The sequence below is a fragment of the Luteimonas sp. Soil_C_16 genome, from assembly GCF_057657295.1.
Genome location: NZ_JBDGIS010000001.1, coordinates 599890 through 623093 on the forward strand (window position 1 = coordinate 599890; position 23204 = coordinate 623093).

General features: G+C 68.5%; 20 protein-coding genes. 8 read left to right on the forward strand and 12 right to left on the reverse strand.

Annotated features, from left to right (window positions below):
• Window positions 1-467: 467 nt before the first annotated feature.
• The 4 genes from dcp to AC3A5T_RS02685 all read right to left on the reverse strand — a co-directional run bounded on the left by dcp (window position 468) and on the right by AC3A5T_RS02685 (window position 4722).
• The gene (gene dcp, locus AC3A5T_RS02670; RefSeq protein ID WP_487627241.1) at window positions 468-2621 is read right to left on the reverse strand and encodes a peptidyl-dipeptidase Dcp; all 2154 of its coding nucleotides are present in this window, start codon (window positions 2619-2621) and stop codon (window positions 468-470) included.
• A gap of 200 nt (window positions 2622-2821) precedes the next feature.
• A complete protein-coding gene (locus AC3A5T_RS02675) occupies window positions 2822-3430 on the reverse strand; it encodes a 1-acyl-sn-glycerol-3-phosphate acyltransferase (protein ID WP_487627242.1) in 609 nt (202 codons plus the stop codon).
• Window positions 3431-3462: 32 nt separating this feature from the next.
• Entirely contained in the window at window positions 3463-3873 is a 411-nt protein-coding gene (gene arfB / locus AC3A5T_RS02680; protein ID WP_487627243.1) for an alternative ribosome rescue aminoacyl-tRNA hydrolase ArfB, read from the reverse strand.
• A 159-nt stretch (window positions 3874-4032) separates the two neighbouring features.
• Window positions 4033-4722, reverse strand: a complete 690-nt coding sequence (locus tag AC3A5T_RS02685; RefSeq protein ID WP_487627244.1) for a pseudouridine synthase — start codon at window positions 4720-4722, stop codon at window positions 4033-4035.
• Between the two features lie 84 nt (window positions 4723-4806).
• Between AC3A5T_RS02685 and AC3A5T_RS02690 the strand changes: the two genes are divergently transcribed.
• The gene (locus AC3A5T_RS02690) at window positions 4807-7530 is read left to right on the forward strand and encodes a M16 family metallopeptidase (protein WP_487627245.1); all 2724 of its coding nucleotides are present in this window, start codon (window positions 4807-4809) and stop codon (window positions 7528-7530) included.
• 287 nt (window positions 7531-7817) lie between these two features.
• Here the strand turns inward: AC3A5T_RS02690 and AC3A5T_RS02695 are convergent, their stop codons facing one another.
• The 4 genes from AC3A5T_RS02695 to AC3A5T_RS02710 form a co-directional block, all read right to left on the reverse strand.
• The gene (locus AC3A5T_RS02695) at window positions 7818-8315 is read right to left on the reverse strand and encodes a hypothetical protein (RefSeq protein ID WP_487627246.1); all 498 of its coding nucleotides are present in this window, start codon (window positions 8313-8315) and stop codon (window positions 7818-7820) included.
• A gap of 66 nt (window positions 8316-8381) precedes the next feature.
• A complete protein-coding gene (panE, locus tag AC3A5T_RS02700) occupies window positions 8382-9338 on the reverse strand; it encodes a 2-dehydropantoate 2-reductase (RefSeq protein WP_487627247.1) in 957 nt (318 codons plus the stop codon).
• A gap of 52 nt (window positions 9339-9390) precedes the next feature.
• Complete coding sequence (locus AC3A5T_RS02705; RefSeq protein ID WP_332078781.1) at window positions 9391-10200, reverse strand: ABC transporter permease; 810 nt, start codon at window positions 10198-10200, stop codon at window positions 9391-9393.
• On the reverse strand, window positions 10197-11159 hold the full coding sequence (locus AC3A5T_RS02710) for an ABC transporter ATP-binding protein (protein WP_487627248.1): 963 nt from the start codon (window positions 11157-11159) through the stop codon (window positions 10197-10199). Before AC3A5T_RS02710 ends, AC3A5T_RS02705 begins: the two co-directional genes overlap by 4 nt.
• 269 nt (window positions 11160-11428) lie before the next feature.
• Between AC3A5T_RS02710 and AC3A5T_RS02715 the strand changes: the two genes are divergently transcribed.
• From AC3A5T_RS02715 to AC3A5T_RS02745, 7 genes are all read left to right on the forward strand, one after another.
• Window positions 11429-12136, forward strand: a complete 708-nt coding sequence (locus tag AC3A5T_RS02715) for a ferredoxin--NADP reductase (protein ID WP_487627435.1) — start codon at window positions 11429-11431, stop codon at window positions 12134-12136.
• A 10-nt stretch (window positions 12137-12146) separates the two neighbouring features.
• A complete protein-coding gene (locus AC3A5T_RS02720; RefSeq protein ID WP_487627249.1) occupies window positions 12147-13349 on the forward strand; it encodes a site-2 protease family protein in 1203 nt (400 codons plus the stop codon).
• Between the two features lie 89 nt (window positions 13350-13438).
• Window positions 13439-14014, forward strand: a complete 576-nt coding sequence (locus tag AC3A5T_RS02725) for a hypothetical protein (protein ID WP_487627250.1) — start codon at window positions 13439-13441, stop codon at window positions 14012-14014.
• 10 nt (window positions 14015-14024) lie between these two features.
• Window positions 14025-14225, forward strand: coding sequence for a helix-turn-helix transcriptional regulator (locus AC3A5T_RS02730; RefSeq protein WP_096296798.1), 201 nt, complete (start codon window positions 14025-14027; stop codon window positions 14223-14225).
• A complete protein-coding gene (locus AC3A5T_RS02735; RefSeq protein WP_487627251.1) occupies window positions 14222-15748 on the forward strand; it encodes an alpha/beta fold hydrolase in 1527 nt (508 codons plus the stop codon). Before AC3A5T_RS02730 ends, AC3A5T_RS02735 begins: the two co-directional genes overlap by 4 nt.
• A 46-nt stretch (window positions 15749-15794) precedes the next feature.
• Window positions 15795-16541, forward strand: a complete 747-nt coding sequence (locus AC3A5T_RS02740; RefSeq protein WP_487627252.1) for an ABC transporter ATP-binding protein — start codon at window positions 15795-15797, stop codon at window positions 16539-16541.
• Complete coding sequence (locus tag AC3A5T_RS02745) at window positions 16538-17719, forward strand: ABC transporter permease (protein ID WP_487627253.1); 1182 nt, start codon at window positions 16538-16540, stop codon at window positions 17717-17719. The genes AC3A5T_RS02740 and AC3A5T_RS02745 overlap by 4 nt, the downstream gene beginning before the upstream one ends.
• Before the next feature lie 666 nt (window positions 17720-18385).
• On the opposite strand, the gene AC3A5T_RS02750 is transcribed toward AC3A5T_RS02745, so the two are convergent.
• The 4 genes from AC3A5T_RS02750 to rnpA form a co-directional block, all read right to left on the reverse strand.
• On the reverse strand, window positions 18386-19453 hold the full coding sequence (locus AC3A5T_RS02750; protein ID WP_487627254.1) for an energy transducer TonB: 1068 nt from the start codon (window positions 19451-19453) through the stop codon (window positions 18386-18388).
• A 144-nt stretch (window positions 19454-19597) separates the two neighbouring features.
• Window positions 19598-20935: a tRNA uridine-5-carboxymethylaminomethyl(34) synthesis GTPase MnmE gene (mnmE, locus tag AC3A5T_RS02755; protein WP_487627255.1), complete on the reverse strand. Its 1338-nt coding sequence runs from the start codon at window positions 20933-20935 to the stop codon at window positions 19598-19600.
• Between the two features lie 66 nt (window positions 20936-21001).
• Window positions 21002-22714, reverse strand: coding sequence for a membrane protein insertase YidC (gene yidC / locus AC3A5T_RS02760; RefSeq protein WP_487627256.1), 1713 nt, complete (start codon window positions 22712-22714; stop codon window positions 21002-21004).
• Between the two features lie 13 nt (window positions 22715-22727).
• Window positions 22728-23144 (reverse strand): ribonuclease P protein component, encoded by a 417-nt coding sequence (gene rnpA, locus AC3A5T_RS02765; protein ID WP_487627257.1) that lies wholly within the window; start codon window positions 23142-23144, stop codon window positions 22728-22730.
• Window positions 23145-23204 lie beyond the last annotated feature (60 nt).

The window sequence follows — 23204 nt, forward strand, 5'->3', positions numbered from 1 at the left end:
GACGTCGAATGCGAATCCAGCTGCCACCACGAACGTCGCAAGTGAGCCGATTGCAAGCTTGCGCGCTAACAGTGATCCGAAGGAGGGGAAGCGGCGCCAACAGAACAGAACTGCGAGGTTGCCGAGTAACCCGACGCCAACGAGTGCTAAAACAGGCCATGACTGAAGCATATTCTGCTGCCTAACTAGTATTCGACCCCGGATGTGGGGTGTAGCGCCGAGTATGGCGCGCCGCCCGACGCAGGGCTACCAGGAAGAAAACTCTTCGAGATCCGCAGCTTGGCGCAAACCCCCTTACCTCAATGCGCCTGCGTTTGCTGTGTTATGCGACAGCATGGTTTCGCGCCGTGTTATCAGGCGATCTCGTCGCATAACGCGCAATTGCCGCTTCCCAAACGGAACAGGGCGGCCAATGGGCCGCCCTGTTCTACTGCGTGCTTCGCGCACAGCCGTGCGCGTTGCCTAACTCACTTCAACCCACGATGCTCCAGCAACGGCTCCACGCTCGGCTCCTTGCCACGGAACTCGCGGTACGCCACCGCCAGATCACGCGAGTGGCCGATCGACAGAATCTTGTCGCGGAAGATCTGGCCGTTCTCGCGGGTCAGGCCGCCGTTCTCGCGGAACCACTGGAAGGCGTCGTGGTCGAGGACTTCGGCGCCGAAGTAGGCGTAGTAACCGGCCGCATAACCGCCGCCCCAGATGTGGCTGAAGTAACTCGTGCGGTAACGCGGGGGGACGGCGGCGAGGTCGACCTTGTACTTGGTCAAGGCCTGCTTCTCGAATGCATCGACGTCCTGCTTGGCTTCGCCGGCGGGCAGGGTGTGCCAGGCGAGATCGAGCAGGGCGGCCGAGAGGTATTCGGTGGTGGCGTAGCCCTGGTTGAAGGTGCGGGCGGTGACGATCTTGTCGACCAGTTCCTGCGGCATGGCTTCGCCGGTCTGGTAGTGCTTGGCGTAGTTGGCGAAGACCTTGGGGTCGAGCGCCCAGTGCTCGTTGAACTGCGAGGGGAACTCGACGAAGTCACGCGGGGTGTTGGTGCCGGCGACGGACGGGTACTTGGTGTTCGAGAAGAAGCCATGCAGCGCGTGGCCGAACTCGTGGAACAGCGTGGTCACGTCGTCGAAGCTAAGCAGCGCGGGCTGGCCGGCCGCAGGTTTCGTGAAGTTCTCGACGTTGTAGACGACGGGAATCGTGCCGGTCAGGCCGTTTTGCTCGACGAAATTGCCCATCCACGCGCCGCCCTGCTTGCTTTCGCGCTTGAAGGGGTCGAGATAGAACAGGGCGAGCTGCTTGCCGTCGGCATCGAAGATGTCGAACACGCGCACGTCGGGGTGGTAGACGGGGATGTCGGTCCGCTCCTTGGCGGTGATGCCGTAGAGCTGGTTGGCGGCGAAGAACACGCCGTCGTTGAGCACGCGGTCGAGTTCGAAGTAGGGCTTGATCTGCGATTCGTCGAGATCGAACTCGGCCTTGCGGACCTGCTCGGCGTAGAAGTCCCAGTCGGCGGCGCCGGCGGTGAAGCCGCCGTTCTGCGCGTCGACCACGCCCTGGATCTTGGCGAGCTCGGCGCGCGCACGCGCGGTGGCGGCGGGCACGGTGTCGGTGAGCAGCTTCATCGCGGCTTCCGGCGTCTTCGCCATCTGGTCGGCGATGCTGTAGGCGGCGTAGTTCGGGAAGCCGAGCAGCTGCGCCTGGCGCGCGCGCAGTTCGGCGAGGCGCTGGATGGTGGCGCGGGTGTCGTTGGCGTCGCCCTTCTCGGCGCGGCCGGTGGATGCGGCGAGCACGCGCTCGCGCAGGCTCCGGTTCTTCAGCGAGGCGAGTACCGGCTGCTGCGTGGTGTTCTGCAGCGTGAGCAGCCACTGGCCTTCCTTGCCGGCCGCCTTGGCGGCATCGGCGGCGGCGGCGATCGCGCCTTCGTCGAGGCCGTCGAGTTCGGCAACATCGGTGACGAACACGCCGCCGGCATTGCTCGCGGCCAGCAGCTTGTTGCCGAACGCGGTGGACAGCGTGGACGACTCGGCGTTGAGCTTGCGCAGCTCGGCCTTGTCGGCGTCGTTGAGCAGGGCGCCGGCGCGGACGAAGCCGTCGTGGGTGTGTTCGACGACGGTCTTCTGCTCGGGGGTGAGGCCGAGCGTGTCGCGCTGGTCGTAGATGGTCTTGACGCGCGCGAACAGCGCCGGGTCGAGATGGATGGCGTCGCTGTGCTCGGCGAGCTTGGGCGCCAGCGCTTCCTCGGCGGCCTGCAGGGTCTCGTTGGTGTTCGCGCCGGTGAGCATGAAGAAGACGTTGGCCGAACGGGTCAGCAGTTCGCCGCTGCGCTCCATGGCTTCGATGGTGTTCTCGAAGGTGGGCGCTTCGGGGTTGTCGGCGATGGTGCGGATCTCGGCCAGGTGCTGCTTCATGCCTTCTTCGATGGCCGGCTGGTAGTCGGCGTCTTTCAGCTTGTCGAAGGGCGGGGCCTGGAACGGCAACGCGCTGGCGGTGAACAGGGCGTTCTCGGTAGGCGCGGCGGTGGCGGCGGTATCGGTGGCGGGCATCATGGGCTCGGCAGGGGTGCGGTCGCCGCAGGCGGACAGCGCCAGCGCGATCGCGGAAGACAGGAGCAGCGTACGCAACATGGGAGGGAACTCCGGAAAGACAACGCGGGGATAGCGTCGGTCGCGCTGGGCGCGGCCCGCCAGCCGCGCAGCGTGCGCCTGTCGCGGGCCGTTGGGTATGTGCCGTTGGTTGGCCGATTCAGCTTGTGGTGCGGGAGGGCGCGGCCTGGCCGTAGCGGGCGCCGCTAGGTCACGCGGGGCTGGCTCGTGCCGGTGCCCGGTCAGACGGTGCCGCGGTTCTTGCCCATCCAGGGCGCGTACCAGTTGCGGATCATCGCCATGTCGGCGTCGGGATCGTCGCCGGGCTGGAACATCGGACCGAAGCCGATGATCTTGTCCGGGTAATGGAAATACAGCGTCTGGATCGGCACGTTGGCGGCCTTGGCGATCTTCCAGAAGCCGGTCTTCCAGCGCTCGACCCGCTTGCGCGTGCCCTCGGGCGCGAGGCCGTACCAGAAGGCGTCGTGGCCATTGATCGCGGCGGCAGCCTGCTCGATGACGCGCGAGGCGCGGCTGCGGTCGACCGGAATCACGCCGAGCGCGCGCAGTGCCCAGCCGAGCACCGGAATGCGGAACAGCGAATCCTTGCCGAGCACGCGGATATCCAGGCCCAGCGCGGCCTTGGCGGCGAAACCCCAGACGCCGTCCCAGTTGGACGAGTGCGGCGCGCCGATCAGCACCAGGCGCGGGACATCGGGCAGTTCACCGACGACGCGCCAGCCCCCGATCCGCAGGATGCTGCGGCCGATCCAGCGCGCGAGGCGGCTGGGCCTGACACGCGGGGCGCGCGGTGGAACGGGAACCAGGAACGGATACTTCGAAGTGCTCATGCGTCCTCGGCGCAGGGCCAACAGTGACGGGATCAATCCCAGTCGCGTGTGGCGCGACCGCGCTTGATGGTACTGCGTTCGCGTTTCGCCCCCAGGCGCCGCTCCTTCGCGCCGCGCGAGGGCTTGGTCGCCACGCGGGGCTTGGGCACTTCGTAACCGAAGGCGACGAAAGCCGCGAGGCGTTCGCGCGCGTCCTCGCGGTTGCGGTCCTGGGTGCGGAAGCGTTGCGCGTTGATCACCAGCACGCCGGCTTCGGTGATGCGCCGGTCGCGGCGTGCCAGCAGCCGCGTGCGCACGTGTTCGGGCAGCGACGGCGAGCCGGCGATGTCGAAGCGCAGTTCGACCGCGGTTGACACCTTGTTGACGTTCTGGCCACCGGGACCACTCGCGCGCACGAAACGCTCGACGAGTTCGTCTTCTGGAATGGCGGGCGGCGTGGACATCGGCGGCGATTGTAGACGCTGACATGCGACGGCCCCACCGCGAACGATGGGGCCGAAGGGTTTGCGGGTCAGTATGGCGACGGTATCGACAGGTCGCCATTCAATCGGGCGACCCGTGTTCGCCCCCACCCGACCCTCCCCCGTCAACGGGGGAAGGCTTCAGAGCGCGGGCGTTCCGGGAAAGAGCATCAACGCCTTCGCGAACTCGTCGCCCGGCGGTGTATCCACCACCAGGCGTGCGCCCGTCTGCGGATGATCGAAGCCCACGCATTCGGCGTGCAGCAGCATGCGGTGGATGCCGAGCATGCGGAAATTCCGGTTGTGACGGCCGTCGCCGTGGCTGGTGTCGCCGATCAGGTGATGCGACAGGTGCTTGAGATGCCGGCGGATCTGGCGGAAACGGCCGGTCAGCGGCTCGGCGCGCAGCAGTGCGTAGCGAGAAGTCGGAAAACCTGCGGACGGCACCGACAGTTCGGTCGTCGCCAGTCGGGTGAAACGCGTGACCGCAGGTTTCTTCACCGGCTTACCGGGACCGCCGTCGAGCGGGTGATCGACGACGATGTCATCCGGCCAGCCGCGACAGATCGCGAGGTAGTGCTTGTCGACGCTGCGCGCCATCCACTGTGTGCCGAGTGCGGATGCGGTGTCGCGATCGAAGGCGACGAGCAGGCCGCCGCTCGTCGCGCGGTCGAGCCGGTGGATCAGGAACAGCGGGCGGCCGAACTGTTCGCGCAGGCGATCGGCGAGGAAGTCGTGTTCGTCGCGCGCGAGTGCGCTGTCGTGGACCATCAGGCCCGCCGGCTTGTTGACGACGGCCAGCCATTCGTCCGCGTAACGCACCTCGATCATCGTGAATCCACTGGCGTGTCGCCGCCGGTCGGCCGCGACTGATCTGCTATTTTCGTCGATCGTCTTCGCCAACGGGGGATCCGCATGCAACGTCGTCTGCGTGCCTGTGTCGTGGTGTTGTTGCTCGGCACCGCGTGGCCGCTGTGGGCGGCTGCGCCGCAACTCGATGCACCGGTGCACGAAGCCGAAGGCATCCGCGAATACCGATTCGACAACGGCCTGGCGCTGGTGCTGTTTCCCGACGCCAGCAAGCCGGTGACCACGGTCAACGTGACCTACCGCGTGGGCTCACGCCACGAGGGCTACGGCGAAACCGGCATGGCGCATCTGCTCGAACACCTGGTGTTCAAGGGCACGCCGACGCACACCGACATTCCCGGCGACATGCGCCGCCGCGGCGTGCGCTTCAACGGCACCACGTGGCTCGACCGCACCAACTACTTCGCGAGTTTCTCCACCGACGCCGACACGCTGGACTGGGTGCTGCGGATGGAAGCGGACCGCATGGTCAACTCGCGCATCGCGCGCGAGGATCTCGACAGCGAGATGACTGTCGTCCGCAACGAGATGGAATCGGGCGAGAACAATCCGGTGCGCGCGCTGGTGCAGCGCGTGATGGGCGCGGCCTACCAGTGGCACAACTATGGCAACTCGACGATCGGTGCGCGCAGCGACGTGGAGAACGTGCCGATCGACCGGCTGCAGGGGTTCTACAGGACCTGGTACCAGCCCGACAATGCGGTGCTGGTGATCGCCGGCGATTTCGATCCGGCGCAGGCGCTGGCGACCGTGGGCGAGCGCTTCGGCGCGTTGCCCAGACCCACGCGCGCGCTGCCGGTGACCTACACGCGCGAACCCGCGCAGGATGGCGAGCGCCATGTCGTGGTGCGCCGCGTGGGACGCACGCCGTATCTCGTCGCCGGCTATCACATTCCTGCCGGCCGCCATGACGACAGCGCGGCCGTGGCGGTGCTGTCGCAGGTGCTGGGCAGCACGCCGGGCGGGCGTCTGCATCGCAAGCTCGTCGAGCCGGGCCGTGCGACGGGTGCGTCGGCCTCCGCACTCGCGATGGACGAGCCCGGTTATCTGACGTTCGTCGCCGAGGCGCCGGAAGGCAGTGACCTCGATGCGCTTCAGACCGAGCTGCTGGCGCTGGTGGAAGACGCGGCTGCGACACCGTTCACCGAGGCGGAAGTCGACGACGCGAAGCAGCGCATGCTCGCCGGCTACGAGCGCGCGATGCGCGACCCGAACGCGATCGGCGTGGCCTTGTCGGAAGCCATCGCGCAGGGCGACTGGCGTCTGCTGCTGCGCACGCGCGACCGGATCGACACGGTGACGGTGGCCGATGTCACGCGCGTCGCGCAGACCTATCTGCGTCGCGACAACCGCACCACCGGCCAGTTCCTGCCGACCGATGCGGTCGAGCGCGTGACGATCACCGAAGCGCCGACGGCGGAAGCCGCGCTGGAAGACTTCGTACCGCGCGCTGCACTCGACGCTGGCGAAGCCTTCGATCCGTCGTACGCGAACATCGACGCACGCACGAAGCGCTCGACCCTGTCGAACGGCGCGAAGCTCGCGGTGCTCGACAAGGACACGCGCGGCAACTCGGTGCAGATCCGCATGAACCTGCGGCTCGGCGACGCCCAGCGCCTGCACGACCGCGCCACCGCCGGACAGATGGCCGGCGCGCTGCTGATGCGCGGCAGCGCAGGCTACGACCGCGCCGCACTGTCGCGCCAGCTGACGGCGCTGCGTTCGACGCTGAGCGTCGGCGGCACGGCGACCACGGTGACAGTGGCGGCGACGACCGATCGCGAACATGTTGGCGCGTTGCTCGATCTCGTCGCCGACGTGCTGCGCACGCCGACCTTTCCCGACAGCGAATTCACCCAGCTGCGCAGCCAGCAACTGACCGGCATCCGCAGCAGCATGAGCGAACCGGGCGCGGTTGCGAACGAAGCGCTGTCTCAGCACTTCAATGCGTTTCCGAAGGGTCACCCGTATCACGCGACGACGTTCGAAGAACGCATCGCGCTGATCGAAGCATTGCAGCTCGACGACGTGCGCGCGTTCCATCGCGATTTCTACGGCATGGGCGAGGGCGCGACGATCGCCGTGGTCGGCGATGTCGACGCGGACGCGGTGCGCGCGCAGCTCGAAAGCCTGTTCGGTGACTGGACGCTGCCGACGCCTTTCGTGCGCATCGAGACGCCGTACGTGCCGCGCGAGGCGGTGCACGAACAGCTGCGCACGCCCGACAAGGCCAATGCGACGCTGATCGCCCGGCAGTCGCTGCGCATGCATCAGGACCACGCGGATTACCCCGCGCTACTGATCGGCAATTACATCCTCGGCGGCTCGGGGATGAAGTCGCGCCTGGGAGATCGCATCCGCCAGCGCGAAGGCCTGAGCTACGGCGTGGGCTCGAACTTCTCGGCCAGCGTGTTCGACGATGCCGGCATGTTCGGCGTGTCGGCGATCGCCGCGCCGGAGAACATGGCGCAGGTGGAAACCGCGATGCGCGAAGAACTGCAGCGCATCCGCAGCGAAGGGATCACCCAGGCCGAACTGGACGACGCGCTCGACGGCATGCTGCGCGCGCGCCGCACCTCACGCGCGAACGATCCCGAACTCGTCGGCATGCTCGACAGCAATCTCTACATCGGTCGCGACATGGCGTACTCGGCCGCGTTCGAGGAGAAGCTGCGCGCGTTGACGCCGGAAGTCGTGCGCGCTGCGATGGAACGGCATCTGCAGCCGGACGCGTTGTCGGTGTTCATCGGTGGGGATTTCAAGGACTGAGTGGCGTTGGCGCTCTCTCTCTCTCTCTCTCGGAGGCAGGAACGCTGCCTCGTAGGATGGGTTGAGCGAAGCGAAACCCATCGCTGCACAATCCGTACGGTCTTTCAGATTCCGGTATATCCGTTGCCGACGTCGACGTTTGATGGGTTTCGCTGACGCTCTACCCATCCTACGGAGGCATTGACCTCTCTACCCGCCCTCACCCGACGCGCTCTGCGCGTCGACCCCGGATCAGGTCCGGGGCAGGCGCTCTCCCGGAGGGAGAGGTGCTTGACGGCCAGCGGGGCTCAACCCGCCGGCGGCGGCGGTGCCTGCGAGGCCATCGCTTCGAGTTCGTCGCACATCTGCTTCTGCTGCGGCGGCGTGGCCTGGGTGAACTGGGCGTTGGTCTTCTCGTGCGCGGATGCGAACTCGCCGTCGAACGTGGCGACGTCGCCGCCCATCTTGGTGAACTCCTGGCGCAGCTGGTCCTTGGCCTGATTGAGCTGCGCGTCCGAGACGTTCGGATCGCAGAGCTTCGCGGCGGCGTGCATCGCGCCGGCGATGCCGGCGATCTGGGTCAGCATGGTGCTCGCCGCATCGCCGGTCAGCGGGGCATCGACCGGCGGCGTGCCCGATTCGATCTGCGCCTGCGCGGCTTCCGATGGCCGGGTCTGCGTGTCCTCGACCGGCTGGGTCTGCGCTGCATCGTCGCTCGCGGGCTGCGGCGCGGCGCCACAGGCGGCGAGGCCGAACACCGCGGGCACGAGCAGGCAGGCGAAACGTCGGGTGCGGGGAAGCGTCATGCGGCCATCTCCATCAGGGGAGCGGCGAGCCTAGCAAACGCGTTGCGAAGGCCAGGCGGTGTCCCGTCAGGGTGTCTGCGGCGTCGCGCGGCGCGAGCGGTAGGCCTGCAGATGCACCCAGGCCGCGTCGAGATGCGGTACCGCGCGACCGGCTGCATGCGCACGCGCGCGCAGGTCGCCGATGATCTGCAGCGCCTCGACGTCCTGGCCGGATTCGAGATCGCGCAACATGGAGGCGGTGACCGTCGAGCCGGCCTTCGTCAGCAGCGCACGCGCCTGCTGCGCGGCCTCGGCTGGAATCGCATGCCCGTCCGCGGCGGCGACCGCGAGGCATTCGTCGTGCAGCGCCGACAGGAACGCGGATCCGCCGTCGGTGTCGACGATGCGGCCGATGCTGGCGCGCATCAGGCAGGTCGCCGCAGCGAGTGCGGCGAGGAAGGTGAACTTGTTCCAGGCGGCCTGCATGAAGCTGTCGCTGCGCACGGCATCGAAGCCGGATGCCCCCGCGCACAGTGCGTCCAGCGCGCGCGTGCGTGCACTGCCGTTGTGCGCCGCGTCGCGCTCGCCGAAGGTCATCGAGGGCGGCGACGGCAGATGCACGACTTCGCCGTCCTCGCCCTTCATCGCACTGATGAAACACAGGCCGCCGAGTACGCGTTCAGCGCCGAAGCGTGCGTCGAGCGCGGCGTAGTGCAGCAGGCCGTTGAGGATCGGCAGCACGGCGGTGTCCGACGTCACGGCCGGCGCGATCGCGTCGATCGAGCTGTCGAGGTCGTAGGCCTTGCAGCTCAGCAGCACCACATTGAACGGACGCTCCGCAGCAAGCGCGGGCAAGACATCCGCGGTGACGTGCGCCACCGGAAACTGCGCATCGCCCAGGCCACTGCGGATGCGCAGGCCGTCGCGTTCGAGCTGCGCCGCACGTGCGGGACGCACGAGGAAGGTGACGTCGACACCGGCCTGCGCGAGGCGACCGCCGAAGTAACCGCCGGTGCCACCGGCGCCGAGAACGAGAATGCGCATGACCAGTCCTTGTGCAGGGATGCGCGCGGCGCTCGCCGCGCGCAGGTAGACCTCAGCTGCGCAGGCCGATACCGCGCTTGAGCAGCCACAGCGCCAGCGCGCCGAGTGCGATGACGAAGCCGATCATCAGCGCGAACGACACGCCCAGCGACACGTCGCTGACGCCGAGCAGGCCATAGCGGAACGCGTTGACCATGTAGAAGATCGGGTTGGCATGCGTCGCGGTTTCGGCCCAGCCGGGCAGCAGCGAGACCGAATAGAACACGCCGCCCAGGTACGTCAGCGGGGTCAGGATGAAGATCGGCACGATGGCGACGTCGTCGAACTTCTTCGCGTAGACCGCGTTGACGAACCCGGCCAGCGCGAAAATCGTCGCGCCCAGCAGCACGGTGGCGAAGGTCACCAGCGGATGCGGAATACGCACGGTGGTGAACAGCATCGCGATGCACAGCACGATGACGCCGACGGCGAGACCGCGCGCGACCGCGCCGATCACGTAGCCGCCCAGGATCACCCAGCTCGGCATCGGGCTGACCAGCAGTTCCTCGACATGGCGGCCGAACTTCGCGCCGAAGAAACTCGACGAGATGTTGCCGTAGCTGTTCTGGATCACGCTCATCATCACCAGGCCCGGCACGATGAAATCCATGTAGCGGATGCCGTCCATCTCGCCGACGCGCGCACCGATCAGGCCGCCGAAGATCAGGAAGTACAGCGTCATCGTGATCGCGGGCGGCACGAGGGTCTGGCCCCAGATGCGCAGGATGCGGACGATCTCGCGGCGGGCGATCGTGTACAGCGCGACCCAGTGGCGCTGCGCGGTGCCTTCGATGGCGGCGACGTCGGTGCTCTTCGTGCTCATGCCGTCTTCTCCTGCTGCGAGGCGGCATTGGGGCCGGTCATGCGCACGAACAGTTCCTCGAGCCGGTTAAACTTGGTGCGCATCGAGCGGACGCGGATGCCGGCGCCATCGAGCGTGGCGAACACGCGGTTGAGATCCATCGCGCGCGGCATGTCGAGATCCAACGTGTGGTCATCGGTCGCGACCAGGGTGGTGCCTTCGATCGGCGGCAGCGTGGCGGGCAGCGTGCCGTCGATGTCGAAGATGAAACCCTCGACGTCGAGCTTGGACAGCAGCACGCGCATCGGACCCTGCTCGACGATGATGCCGCGATCGATGATCGCCAGGTTCCGGCACAGGCTCTCGGCTTCCTCGAGGTAATGCGTGGTCAGGATGATCGTGGTGCCGGCGGCGTTGATCTCCTTGAGCGTCTGCCACATGCCGCGGCGGATCTCGATGTCGACGCCGGCGGTGGGTTCGTCGAGGATCAGCAGCCGCGGGCGCGTCATCATCGCGCGGGCGATCATCAGGCGACGCTTCATGCCGCCCGACAATGTGCGCGACATCGTCGTCGCCTTGTCCCACAGCTGGGCGCGCTTGAGTTCCTCTTCGGCGCGCACCATCGCCTCGGCGCGCGGGATGCCGTAGAAGCCCGCGTAGTTGACGAGGATGTCGAAGGGCTTTTCGAAGAAATTGAAGTTCAGTTCCTGCGGCACCAGCCCGATCAGGCGCATCGCCGCATCGCGGTCGGCATGCAGATCGGTGCCGAACAGGCGCACGTCGCCCGAGGTCTTGTTGACCAGCGAGGAGATGATGCCGATCAGCGTCGACTTGCCCGCGCCATTGGGGCCGAGCAGGGCGAAGAAATCGCCGGGCGCGACGTCGAGGGAGATGCCCTTGAGCGCCTCGACACCGCCGTCATAGGTCTTGCGCAGATCGCGCACCGAGAGGGCGGCGTCGGCGTGGGAATTCGGGGACATGGTCCATCGCTCGTGCCGCGGACGGCGCGGCGGGGTCCGTAGTATAGGGACGCCCCGACGGACCCGGCCGCAACGGCGCGTTGCATGCGTGGGGCCGTGCAGCTGCGCAACACGGCATTGCGGCGTCTGCACCGGGCGCGCCGCGGCGACCCGCTACCATAGGCGCATGGAGCCCACCGGCCGCGGACCGCGCCGGACGCTCGTCGAATCACGGACAAATCCCCGCAGTGGCCATCACGCAGTTCCCCATCAAGCTCGTCTCGCGGCGCATGGTCGCGCCGACCGTTGCCCACCTGTCCTTCGTCCGCGACGACGGCCAGCCGCTGGACTTCATCCCCGGGCAGTTCATCCAGATCCATTTCGAGTACGCCGACGGCACGCCGACCAAGCGCTCGTATTCGCTGGCGACGATCCACGACCACGCGATCGGCCCGGGCGAGGCGATCGAAGTCGCCGTGAGCTACGTGCCCGGCGGCGCGGCAACGGCGCTGTTCGAGGGTCTGGATCTGGGCAGCACGGTGCAGGCCAGCGGGCCGTTCGGGCGCTTCTGCCTGATGCCGCAGGACACCAACCGCCGCTATCTGCTGGTCGGCACAGGCACCGGCGTCACGCCGTATCGCGCGATGCTGCCGCTGCTGGAGAAGGCGATTGCCGAGCGCGGCGTCGAGGTGGTGCTGCTGATGGGCGCGCGCACGCCGGCCGAACTGCTCTACGGCGACGATTTCCGCGCGTTCGCCGACCGGCATCCGAACTTCCGTTTCGTGCCGTGCTTTTCGCGCGAACTGCCGGACGCGCCGCATGCCGACGTGCGCCACGGCTACGTGCAGCAGTTCCTCGAGGAGTTCGCCCCGGGCGAGGGCGACATCGCCTACCTGTGCGGCAATCCGAACATGGTCGACGCGACGTTCGAGGCGCTGAAGGGCTTCGGCCTGCCGGTGCCGCTGATCCGTCGCGAGAAGTACGTCAGCAGCAAATGACCCGCCGCGGATGACGACGCCCGACAGCGCCCCGCCGCCGCACGCCCCGTTCGCCTCCCTGATGCCGCCCGCGCCCGAAGCGCCGGCGGCGAAACGTGCGCTGTGGCGGCGCGCGCTGCGGCCGATGGCGCTATTTGTCGCCGGCGGTCTGTTCGGCGTGGGCCTCGCGAAGCTCGGCCTGCCGGCGCTGGACGGGCTGCCGCGCGGCACGGGGCTCGCGTTGCTGGTCGGCTTCTTCCTCTCGCTGTGGCCGCACATCGTGCTGCACGAAGCGGGGCATGCGCTCGCAGGCCTGTCGCGCGGCATGCATGCGATCGCGTTCGGGGTCGGGCCGCTCCGGATCGAGCGCGGCAGCGACGACCGCTGGCGCTGGCGTTACGGCGGCGGCGTGCGCGGCATCGGCGGATTCGCCGCCTTGCTGCCCCGCGGCGAACGGGGCCTGTCGCGCCTCGACCAGACGGTCTTCCTGCTGGGCGGGCCGCTGGCCAACCTGCTCACGGCGGCGCTGTGTCTGGCCCTGGTGGCCTGGGTGCCGATGTCGACCTGGTGGATGGCCGCGGGTCTGGGCGTGGCGCTCGGCGCCGCGTGCATGGGCCTGGGCAATCTGGTGCCGCTGCACCGGGAGGGCTGGCGCTCCGATGGCCGCGGCCTGCTCGATCTCGCGCGTCGCACGCCCGATGCCGCGCTGCAGCTGCAGATCAACCAGTTGATGGCGCTGAGCCTGGCCGACGTGCGGCCGCGCGACTGGCCGGCCACGTCGATCCCCGTCGTGGACGCCGGCGTCGCCAGCGACGGCCTGCAGCTGACGGCGCGCCTGTTGCGGCTGTCGCACGCGTCCGATTGCCGCGATGCCGATGCTGCGCGCGAGGAAGCCGAGGCGTTGGCCGCCGCCTTTCCGAAGGCGCCGGCGGTGTTCCAGCCCGCCATCGCCGTCACGCTCGCCAGCCATGCGGCGCTGCTGGTCGGCGACCGCGCCTTGCTCGCCGCCTGGCGCGCACGTTGCGAAGGCGGGCTGATGGACCTGTCGCCGTATCGCGCATGGATCGATGCCGAACTCGCGGCCCTGGACGGCGATGCAGATGCGCTCGCGGCGCATCTGCACCAGGCGTACGCACTCGCGGACCGCCTGCCGGACGCCGCCAGCCGGCGCGTGTTCGAGGAGCGCCTCGCAGCGCTGGCGCAGGCCCGCGACGCCGGGGCTGTCGCGAGCTGACCCGATGGTGCAAACTGTCAAGCACGCTTGACACCGCAATTCGCGCCGCGCATGCTCCGTGTCAAGCCCACTTGACACACGGTCCCGCCATGGACGCACCGTCCGCCCGTTTTCCCCTGCGCGCCGTCGCCGTCCTGCTGCTGGCTGCGGCGGTCGCCCTGCGGCTGCTGGTACCGACTGCGCCGGAATGGGCGAGCGTCCTGATCCTGCTGTCGGCAGTAGGCATCGGCGTCGTGTCGCTGTCGCGGCGCGCGACCGCCTGCGACGACGCGCCTCCGGCGCTGCGCCGCCGCTACACCCGCGATGTGCTCATCGGCATGGGCGCCTACACCGTGCTGCTGTTCGTCTCCCTGCTGCTGTTGCGCAGTGTCGAGGCGGCGGCGTTGCGGGCGCTGATCGCGCTGCTGCCAGTCGCGCCGATCGCGCTGGTGCTGCGGGCGATGGTGCACTTCGTCCGCGGCGTCGACGAACTGCAGCAGCGCATCGAGTTCGAAGCGGTCTGCATCGCCGCCGCACTGGTCGCGTTCGCGTACATGACCGCCGGGTTCCTGCAGGCGGCGCGTGTCATCGACGTGCCCGCGAGCGCGGCGATGCTGTGGGTGTTTCCGCTGCTGTGCGGCACCTACGGCATCGCCAAGGCCGTCATCGCGCGGCGCTACCGGTGAGTGCGCGCGGATGAAGAGCCGGGTGCGCGAACTGCGCGAGGCCTGCGGCTGGTCACAAGCACAGCTCGGCGAACGTCTGGATGTCTCGAGACAGACGATCAACGCGATCGAAACCGGGAAGTACGACCCCAGCCTGCCGCTGGCATTCCGGATCGCACGCGAGTTCGCCGAGCCCATCGAATCCATTTTCCTGTTCGAGGACGTTCCATGAGAGCAACGAGGCTTTCCCTGCTGGCGCTGGCCGCGAGCGCGACGCTCGCCGGCTGCAGCGGCGGTGCACCGGCGCCGGCCGACGGCGACGGCGCACGACCGGCGCGCATGTTCGGCCAGATTCCGTTCCAGGCCTGCACGCTCGACGGCGGCAACGCCGCCACGCGCGTCGAGGCGCAATGCGCGACGTTCGACGTGCCGGAGAACCCCGAAGCACCCGAAGGCCGCAAGATCGGGCTCAACATCGCGTGGCTGCCGGCGGATTCGAACGACGGCGGCACCGCCGATCCGGTGTTCTTTCTCGCCGGCGGCCCCGGACAGGCGGCGACCGAACTGGCTGCGCAGATCAACGCCGGCCTGCGTGAAGTGCGCCGCCAGCGCGACATCGTGCTGGTCGACCAGCGCGGCACCGGCAAGTCCAACCCGCTGACCTGCACCGATGCCGATGGCGAGGCGATGGAACTCGACGCGCTGACCGCGCCCGACGACGCCGCGCTCGACGCTTACGTTGGCCGCTGCTTGGCCGGTCTGGAAGGCCGCGCCGATCCGCGCTTCTACACCACGGCCAATGCGATCCGCGATCTCGACACCGTGCGCGCCGCGCTCGGCGCCGAACAGGTGAACCTGGTCGGCGGCTCCTACGGCACGCGCGTCGCGCAGCAATACGCGATGGCGTTTCCGCAGCACACGCGCAGCATCGTGCTCGACGGCGTGGCGCCGAACGATCTGGTCGTCGGCGGCGAATTCGCACACACCTTCGAGGATGCGCTGTCGCTGCAATCGAAGCAGTGCGCGCAGGACGCCGCTTGCCGCGAACGCTTTCCGACCGATCTGCAGGCACAACTGCGCGGCGTGCTGTCGACATTGCAGAAAACGCCGGCGCCGGTGACCTATCGCGATCCGACCACCGGTGCGCAGCGCGACGGCGTGGTCACGCCCGATACGGTGACCGGTCTGGCGTTCCTGTTTTCGTACGCGCCGCAGACCGCGTCGCTGCTGCCGCTGATCCTCGACGAAGCCGCGCAGGGCCGCTACGGCCCGCTGATGTCGCTGTCGCAACTCATGTACAGCAACGTCGGCGGACAGATGACGCGCGGCATGCAGTGGTCGGTGATCTGCGCCGAAGACGCGGGCCGGTATCGCGAGGACGGCCGCGTCGCCGACACCATCCTCGGTCCGGGCGTGGCGCGCATGTTCTTCGGCGCCTGCCGCACCTGGCCCACCGGCGCGCCGCCTGCGAACCACACCGCGGCGCTGCAGTCCGAGGTGCCCGCGCTGCTGATGTCGGGCGAGCTCGATCCGGTGACGCCGGCCGCCTACGCCGACCGCGTGCTGGCCGGTCTGCCCAACGGTCGCCATCTGGTGTTCAAGGGCCAGGGCCACGGCACGTTCGCGCTCGGCTGCGCGCCCAAGCTGCTCGCGCAGTTCATCGAATCCACCGATGCGAAGGCGCTCGACGCGACGTGCCTGGATGCGATGCGTCCGGTGCCACCGTTCACCAGCTTCAACGGGTGGTCGCCGTGACCGCGCCGCGCCTGCCGACGTCCCTCTTTCTTCCGGAGCTCCGCCGATGATCACGGCCCAGCAACTGCACAAGGCGTTCAAGACCAAGACCGGCACGGTCAAGGCCGTCGACGGCGTCGACTTCGTCGCCGAAGACGGCCGCATCACCGGCCTGCTCGGCCCCAACGGCGCCGGCAAGACCACGACGCTGCGCATGCTCTACACGTTGATGAAGCCCGACAGCGGCCGCGTGCTGGTCGACGGCATCGACGCCGCGCAGGACCCGGCCGCCGTGCGTCGCGTGCTCGGCGTGCTGCCCGATGCGCGCGGCGTCTACAAGCGCCTGACCGCGCGCGAGAACATCCGCTACTTCGGCGAACTGCACGGCCTGTCGAAGGCGGAGATCCTGGAGCGCACGCGCGTGCTCAGCGAGCAGCTCGACATGGGCGAGATTCTCGACCGCCAGACCGAAGGCTTCAGCCAGGGCCAGCGCACCAAGACCGCGATCGCGCGCGCGCTGGTGCACGACCCGCGCAACGTGATCCTCGACGAACCGACCAACGGCCTGGACGTGATGACCACGCGCGCGATGCGCGAGTTCCTGTTCAAGCTGCGCGACGACGGCCGCTGCGTGATCTTCTCCAGCCACATCATGCAGGAGGTCGCCGCGCTGTGTGACCGCATCGTCATCGTCGCCAAGGGCCGCGTCGTCGCCGACGGCACCGCCGACGAACTGCGCGAACGCTTCGGCAAGTCGAACCTGGAAGACGCGTTCGTCAGTGCGATCGGTTCCGAGGAGGGCCTGCTGGCATGAGCAACCTGAAATGGATGTGGTGCGTGGTGCGCAAGGAGCTGCTCGACATCGCGCGCGACCGGCGCACGTTGTTCATGGCGCTGCTGCTCGGCCCGTTGATGTATCCGCTGCTGATGCTGGGCATGAACTTCATGGCCGAGAAGCGCATGAAGACCGAGATGGACCGCGTGCTGGAGGTGCCGGTGATCGGCGCCGAGCACGCGCCCAATCTCGTCGCGCATCTGGCGACGCTCGGCATCCAGGCCGTCGATGCACCGGCGGATCTCGATGCGGCGATCGCCGGCCAGGATATCGACGTGGCGATCGAGATTCCGGCGAGCTTCGCCGAAGACTGGCATGCCGGCCGCCCGGCCACGGTCGAAATCATCAGCGACAGCACGCGTCGCAACGCCGAGACGCCGACGCGTCGCGTGCGGACCGCGATCGCCGCCTACGGCCAGCAGGTCGGCGCCCTGCGCCTGCTCGCCCGCGGCATCGATCCGGGCGTGGTACAGCCGGTCGCAGTCGGCACGCGCGACACGGCGACCGAGGAAGCCAAGCGCGGCATCCTGCTGGCGGTGCTGCTGCCGTACCTGCTGATCCTGTCGAGCTTCATCGGCGGCTCCTACCTGATCCTCGACGCGACCGCCGGCGAACGCGAACGCCAGTCGCTGGAACCGCTGCTGGCCACGCCGGCGTCCCGCGGTGCGATCGTCAGCGGCAAGATCGCCGCCGCCTGCCTGATCGGCATGGCCTCGTTGATCCTGACGATGCTCGCCTTCAAGGTCAGTGCGCAGATGGGCGGCGGGTCGGCCAGGCTGCTCGACGTGAGCTTCATGGCGATCGGCAAGATGCTGCTGGTGCTGCTGCCGATGCTGTTCGTCGGCACCTCGCTGCTGACCTTCCTCGCCGCGACCGCCAAGAGCATGAAGGAAGCCCAGAGCCACATCGTCTGGCTGATGCTGCTGCCGATGGTTCCGAGCTTCGTGCTGATGATCAATCCGATCAAGACCGAGCTGTGGCAGTTCGCGGTGCCGTTCCTCGCGCAGAACCAGCTGCTGCTGAAGATCATCCGTGCCGAGCCGATCGCACCGGAAGTCTGGGGTGTGTATCTGGGCGCGAGCCTGGCGTTGGCTGCAGCGCTGTGGATGCTGGCGGTGTGGCGCTACGGGCAGGAGAAGCTGGCAGTTTCTAGCTGATTCACTTCGCACTTAGGTAAACCAAAAGCCCGGCTTCGGCCGGGCTTTTCTTATTCGGTATTCGAGTTGTCGCGTCTCGCCGCTTTGCTCTTCGTGACGCGTTGACGATGGTGCAAACCCGGAGGGCGCCGCACATGGATGTGCGGCGTTTTTCGACCGAGCCAGGATGGCGAGTCGGAAAATCCCGGAACAGGTGACACGCCGGGTGAGCTTCGTCGGGGCTGGCCCTTTTTTTTGGTTCCGTTTCTTTTGGGCCAGCAAAAGAAATGAACCCGCTCGCCGCAAGGCGAGTGGAAGCGTTTGATGTTGCCTCTCCCCCGGCAAACGCGAAGGCGTAGATCAAATGCTTTCGTCCGCTAACGCGGCCGAGTTCATTTCTTTTGGCTGAGGCCCACGCGCGTAGCGCAGCTAGCCCCAAAGGGGCGGGCATCGAAGATGCGAGTCGAAGAAACGGAACCAAAGAAGAACGTCTCCCCGACACGTCCACAGCCCGCGGCTTCGTGTGCACAGGGATTTTCCGACTCGGCATCCTGCCTCGGTCGGAAAACGCCGCACGTCCTGTGCGGCGCCCTACGGGTCTGCAATCAGCATCGGCACGTATCGCTCATGAAGATGCAGAAGCGGAAAGCAAGAGCTTGAGCCAAGCAGAAGAAGCAAGACCCCGAATCAATTCGCCGTCGGCGAGAACCCGATCGTCCGCCGCGTTGTCACCGGCGCCGGCACCGGCTCGAAACGCCAGCGCCGCACGGCCGCCAAGGCCTCGCGATCGAACGTGCGCGGCGGATCGGCGCGAACCACGCGGGCGTTGCTGACCGAACCGTCGACGCCGACGGTGAACTCGACCATGACTTCGCCGCTCGTGCCGGCGCGCAGGGCGTCGGCGGGATAGCGCGGCGCGGGCGTGCTCAGCGGCCGCAGCTGCGCGGGCGCGGCGGCCGGTGCGGGTGTCGCGGGGGCGGGCGCAGGGCTCTCCTGCGGCGCGGGTTCGGGGCGGGCCGGCTGCGGGCGGGCGGCCTCTTCGCGGGCGGCAGCCTGGCGGGCGGCTTCTTCGCGCGCCGCCTGGTCGGTCGCGCTCTGCTGCTGCGCCAGCTGCTGCGCGGCGGCCGCCTGTTGCTGCTGCTGCTGCGCCGCGCGCTCGCGCTCCAGGGTCTGCGCGCGCTGGGCTTCCTGTTCGGCGGTCAGCTTCTGCTGCTCGACGCGGGCCGCGGCCTGTTCCTCGGACGTGGCGATGCTCGCGCGCAGGCGCTCGAGCGCAGGGTGCTTGCTGTCGGCGCGTTCGATCAGGCCCAGCAGACGACGCGCTTCGGCATAGTCGCCGCGGTCGCGGCTCTGCTCCGTGGCGATGACGCTCATCGGCAGCAGGTCGATCAGCGCGCTGGAGGCCGCGGCGTCACCGGCCTGCTTCTCGCGCAATGCGAGGTAGTACTCCATCGCGTTTTCGCCGGCCGGCGCGTACAGCCGGCTTTCCTGGTAGGCGGCCGCGCCTGCGCTGCGCAGCTCGTCGACCGACAGCCCGGCGATCGCGTCGTCGGCGGCCTGCTGACGCGCGGCGGCCTGCTGGCTGGCCTGCGCGGTGACCGCGCCCGGCGCGGCGGCGACAGGCGCTTCGGCCTCGTCGCTGCGCCCGCAGGCGGCGAGTACACAGGCCAGACCCACGGCGGCGGCCAGCCGCGCGCGGGACGCGCGACGGGTCGTCGGAATCTTCGAGACCATCATCTTTCCCCAAGGATGCATGTCCGCAAGAGTGCGTAGAACGCGTCAGCGGAGACGATTTGTCAATGCTTGCGCGTTCGCCGGGCACGCAGGCTGTCGACGCGATCACGAATCTTGGCGTCCCGATCGCCGTCGATGGCGCCTATTCGGTGCCCGGGCCGCGGGCTACTTGCCGATGCAGAAACTCGAGAAGATGTGCCCGAGCAGATCGTCGGGCAGGATCCGCCCGGTGATCGCGCCGACCGCATCGTGCGCGACGCGCAACGATTCGGCGGCCAGTTCGAGATGCTGCGCCGCCAGGGTGCCGCGCGCGTCGTCGACCGCATCGGCCGCATCGCGCAATGCATCGACATGCCGCTGCCGCGCGGTGAACGCGCCTTCGCCTGCGCGCGTGTCGCCGCCGAGCCGCGAGTACAGCGCGTCGCGCAACGTGTCGAGCCCGGCGCCGGTGCGCGCGGAGACGTGCACGGCATCGCGCGCGATCGACGCGGCGTCGGCGAGCAGGTCGGTCTTGTTGTGCACGACGATGCGGTCGGCGACGCCGGCGATGGCGTCGTCCACCGACGCCCACCCCGCCTCCGGGTCGCGTGCATCGAGCACCACCAGCGCGAGATCGGCGCGCTGCAGTTCGGCGCGCGCGCGGCGCATGCCTTCGCGCTCGATCGCATCACCCTCGCTACGCAGCCCCGCGGTATCGACCAGGGTGAGCTCGACGCCGCCGATGCGCAGCGTCTCGTGCAGCAGATCGCGCGTGGTGCCGGCGATGTCGGTGACGATCGCGCGGTCCACGCCGGCCAGCGCATTGAGCAGCGAACTCTTGCCGGCATTGGGCGGACCGACGATCACCGCATGCAGGCCGTCGCGCAGACGCCGGCCCTGTTCGGCCTCGGCCAGCAGTTGCGACAGCGACACGGCAAGTGCATCGATGCGGCGCGCGACCTCGTCGCCACCGAGCGTGTCGATCGGCTCGTCGGAAAAATCGATCATCGCTTCGACGTAGACGCGCAGATGCAGCAACTCGGCGGCGAGCGCGTCGCAGCGATCGGAGAACACGCCGTCGAGTGCGCGGCGGGCGGCGCGGGCGGCGCGTGCGTCGCCGGCGGCGATCAGATCGGCGACGGCTTCGGCCTGCGCCAGATCGAGGCGGCCGTTGAGGAAGGCGCGCTCGCTGAACTCGCCAGGCCGCGCGAGCCGCGCGCCGAGGCTGCGACAGCGCGCCAGCAACTGCTGTAGCACGACCGGGCTGCCGTGCGCCTGCAGCTCGACGACATCCTCGCCCGTGTAGCTGGCCGGGCCGGGGAATACGAGCGCGAGGCCGTCGTCGAGCACGGCGCCATCGGCGTCCAGGAAACGCACGTGATGCGCATGGCGCGCGCGCAGGGCGCGTCCGCAGATCGTGCGCGCGATCGACAGCGACGCCGGACCCGACAGGCGCACGATGCCGACGCCGCCGGCGCCGGGCGCAGTGGCGATCGCGGCGATGGTCTCGGTGGGTGTCGTCATGTCATTGCTCCTCAACGCACGAGCCCGCCATGCGGCGGGCTCGTGGAGATCGAATCGGCGCGGCCGTCAGGCCTTCGCCGGCGCCTCGCTGTAGCGGCGGATCATCCACCACTGCTGCAGCAGGCCGAGGCCGCCGTTGGTGACCCAGTACAGCACCAGACCGGACGGGAAGAAGATCATGATCGCGCCGAACACCAGCGGCATGAACTGCATGATCTTCTGCTGCATCGGATCCATGCCGACCATCGGCGTGAGCTTCTGCGTCGCCCACATGATCGCGATGTTGAGCACCGGCAGGATGAAGTACGGATCGCGCGCGGTCAGATCCTGGATCCACAGCATCCACGGCGTGTGGCGCAGTTCCACCGACTCGAGCAGCACCCAGTACAGGGCGAAGAACACCGGCATCTGCAGCAGCACGGGCAGACAGCCGCCGATCGGGTTGATCTTCTCCTTCTTGTAGAGCTCCATCATCGCCTGCTGGAACTTCTGCTTGTCGTCGCCGTAGCGCTCCTTGAGCTGGGCGATGCGCGGCTGGAACTTGCGCATCTTCGCCATCGACTTGTACTGCGCGACCGACAGCGGATACAGCGCCAGCTTCACCAGCAGCACCAGGCCGATGATCGACCAGCCCCAGTTGCCGATCAGGCCGTGCAGCTTGGCCAGCACCCAGAACAGGCCTTCGCCGAGCATCGCGAAGATCGAGAAGCGGCTGTAATCGACGACGCGATCGAGACCGCGCACGCCCTGTGCCTGGATCAGATCGACCTGCTTGGGACCCACCCACAGACGCGCGGTGGTCGAGGCCTGCTGGCCGGCGGGCACGGCGATCGGCGCACCGAATTCGCGGATCAGGTACCGCGGCGCACCGGTGCTTCGATCGATCTGCATCGAGATCGTGCCGGTGTCGTCGGGACGCGGGATCCACGCACTGAAGAAGTGGTGCTGGACCATCGCGATCCAGATCTGGCTGTCCTTCGCGTTGAGCGGACCGTCGCTCTCGAAGTCACCCAGCTGGCGGCGGCTGTAGCCGATGTCGCTGCCGAACCAGGTCGCGCCGGTCAGGCTGTAGGACTCGGGATTGGTCATGCCGCGCTTGACCGCCGGTGCGGTGCGGATCAGCTGGCGGTACGGAAAGCCCTGCCACGCGGTCGTACCGGTGTTGACGATTTCGTCGCGGACTTCGATCGCGTAGTCGCCGCGGGTCAGCACGAAGCTGCGGCGGATCGTCACGCCGTCGGCGCCGGTCCACACGAACGGCACGATGACGGTGTTCTCGCCCTGCGCGAGCACGGCCGACGTCGCGGTGCCTTCGGGCACGAACTGGCCCTCGTGGCTCGGCGCGGCATTGCTGCTGCTGACCCAGCCGGTCTGCGCGGCGTAGTAATGCAGCGGATCGGTGTCGAACATCCGCACCGGCAGCGCGCCGTCCTCGCGCGTCTGCGGATAGGCCAGCAGATCGGCTTCGATCACGTTGCCGGCGTCGAGCACCACCCGCAGCACGTCGGTCTGGGCGACGACCTGGCGCGCAGCCGGCGCGGCGGCGGCGGAGACCGGCGCAGCGCCCGGGGCCGGCGGCACCGGCGCAGCATCGGCAGGCGCGGTCGGCACGGCGGCACTGCCGGCAGCGGCGCCCGGCACGGTGACCGACGGCGACGCCTGGGCGGCGCTGGTCTGCGGCTGGGTCGCGGCTGCGGTCTTTTCCTTGCCCCACTCCATCCACAACAACACGGCCACCATCAGCCAGGCGAGGACGAGGAAAGTACGGATCTGGTTCATCAGGCAGGCAGGCTCATGCGCCGGAAGACACCGGCGTGGATGGAATCGGGGAGGCGGGCATTGTGCCGGCCGCAGATGACGGCGGCAACGCGCGGGCGCGCCGCAACACATTGAGGAAGGCGGCGCGCAATGCGGGATTGTCGGCCTGCGCCGCGGCCGGACGGGCCACGACGACATAGCTGCCCGGCGCCAGCTGGGGCTGCATCAGGCGGAAGGCATCGCGCAGCACGCGCTTGATCCGGTTGCGACCGACGGCGCGCTTGTCGACCTTGCGCGACACCGCCAGGCCCAGACGCGCCGGGCCTTCTTCGAGCAACAGATGGACGGCCAGCATCGGCGACGCGGTCCGCGTCGCACTGGCGAAGATTCGATCGAAATCGGCGCGCGCGCGCACACGCACGTGCCGCGGATAGCGGACACCGGCGGTCATGGAAGCTGCGCTGCAGAACGGGTCGGGAGTGCGGAGACGCGACTCACCGACCCGGAGGGC

Bases quoted from the DNA above. Each gene is read 5' to 3' on its own strand.
- AC3A5T_RS02720 (WP_487627249.1), top strand. From the start codon at position 12,147: ATGACGACGCCCGACAGCGCCCCGCCGCCGCACGCCCCGTTCGCCTCC.
- arfB (WP_487627243.1), bottom strand. From the start codon at position 3,873: ATGTCCACGCCGCCCGCCATTCCAGAAGACGAACTCGTCGAGCGTTTC.
- AC3A5T_RS02725 (WP_487627250.1), top strand. From the start codon at position 13,439: ATGGACGCACCGTCCGCCCGTTTTCCCCTGCGCGCCGTCGCCGTCCTG.
- AC3A5T_RS02730 (WP_096296798.1), top strand. From the start codon at position 14,025: ATGAAGAGCCGGGTGCGCGAACTGCGCGAGGCCTGCGGCTGGTCACAA.
- rnpA (WP_487627257.1), bottom strand. From the start codon at position 23,144: ATGACCGCCGGTGTCCGCTATCCGCGGCACGTGCGTGTGCGCGCGCGC.
- dcp (WP_487627241.1), bottom strand. From the start codon at position 2,621: ATGTTGCGTACGCTGCTCCTGTCTTCCGCGATCGCGCTGGCGCTGTCC.
- panE (WP_487627247.1), bottom strand. From the start codon at position 9,338: ATGCGCATTCTCGTTCTCGGCGCCGGTGGCACCGGCGGTTACTTCGGC.
- AC3A5T_RS02745 (WP_487627253.1), top strand. From the start codon at position 16,538: ATGAGCAACCTGAAATGGATGTGGTGCGTGGTGCGCAAGGAGCTGCTC.
- AC3A5T_RS02695 (WP_487627246.1), bottom strand. From the start codon at position 8,315: ATGACGCTTCCCCGCACCCGACGTTTCGCCTGCCTGCTCGTGCCCGCG.
- AC3A5T_RS02715 (WP_487627435.1), top strand. From the start codon at position 11,429: ATGGTCGCGCCGACCGTTGCCCACCTGTCCTTCGTCCGCGACGACGGC.
- AC3A5T_RS02750 (WP_487627254.1), bottom strand. From the start codon at position 19,453: ATGCATCCTTGGGGAAAGATGATGGTCTCGAAGATTCCGACGACCCGT.
- mnmE (WP_487627255.1), bottom strand. From the start codon at position 20,935: ATGACGACACCCACCGAGACCATCGCCGCGATCGCCACTGCGCCCGGC.
- AC3A5T_RS02740 (WP_487627252.1), top strand. From the start codon at position 15,795: ATGATCACGGCCCAGCAACTGCACAAGGCGTTCAAGACCAAGACCGGC.
- AC3A5T_RS02705 (WP_332078781.1), bottom strand. From the start codon at position 10,200: ATGAGCACGAAGAGCACCGACGTCGCCGCCATCGAAGGCACCGCGCAG.
- yidC (WP_487627256.1), bottom strand. From the start codon at position 22,714: ATGAACCAGATCCGTACTTTCCTCGTCCTCGCCTGGCTGATGGTGGCC.
- AC3A5T_RS02685 (WP_487627244.1), bottom strand. From the start codon at position 4,722: ATGATCGAGGTGCGTTACGCGGACGAATGGCTGGCCGTCGTCAACAAG.
- AC3A5T_RS02675 (WP_487627242.1), bottom strand. From the start codon at position 3,430: ATGAGCACTTCGAAGTATCCGTTCCTGGTTCCCGTTCCACCGCGCGCC.
- AC3A5T_RS02710 (WP_487627248.1), bottom strand. From the start codon at position 11,159: ATGTCCCCGAATTCCCACGCCGACGCCGCCCTCTCGGTGCGCGATCTG.
- AC3A5T_RS02690 (WP_487627245.1), top strand. From the start codon at position 4,807: ATGCAACGTCGTCTGCGTGCCTGTGTCGTGGTGTTGTTGCTCGGCACC.
- AC3A5T_RS02735 (WP_487627251.1), top strand. From the start codon at position 14,222: ATGAGAGCAACGAGGCTTTCCCTGCTGGCGCTGGCCGCGAGCGCGACG.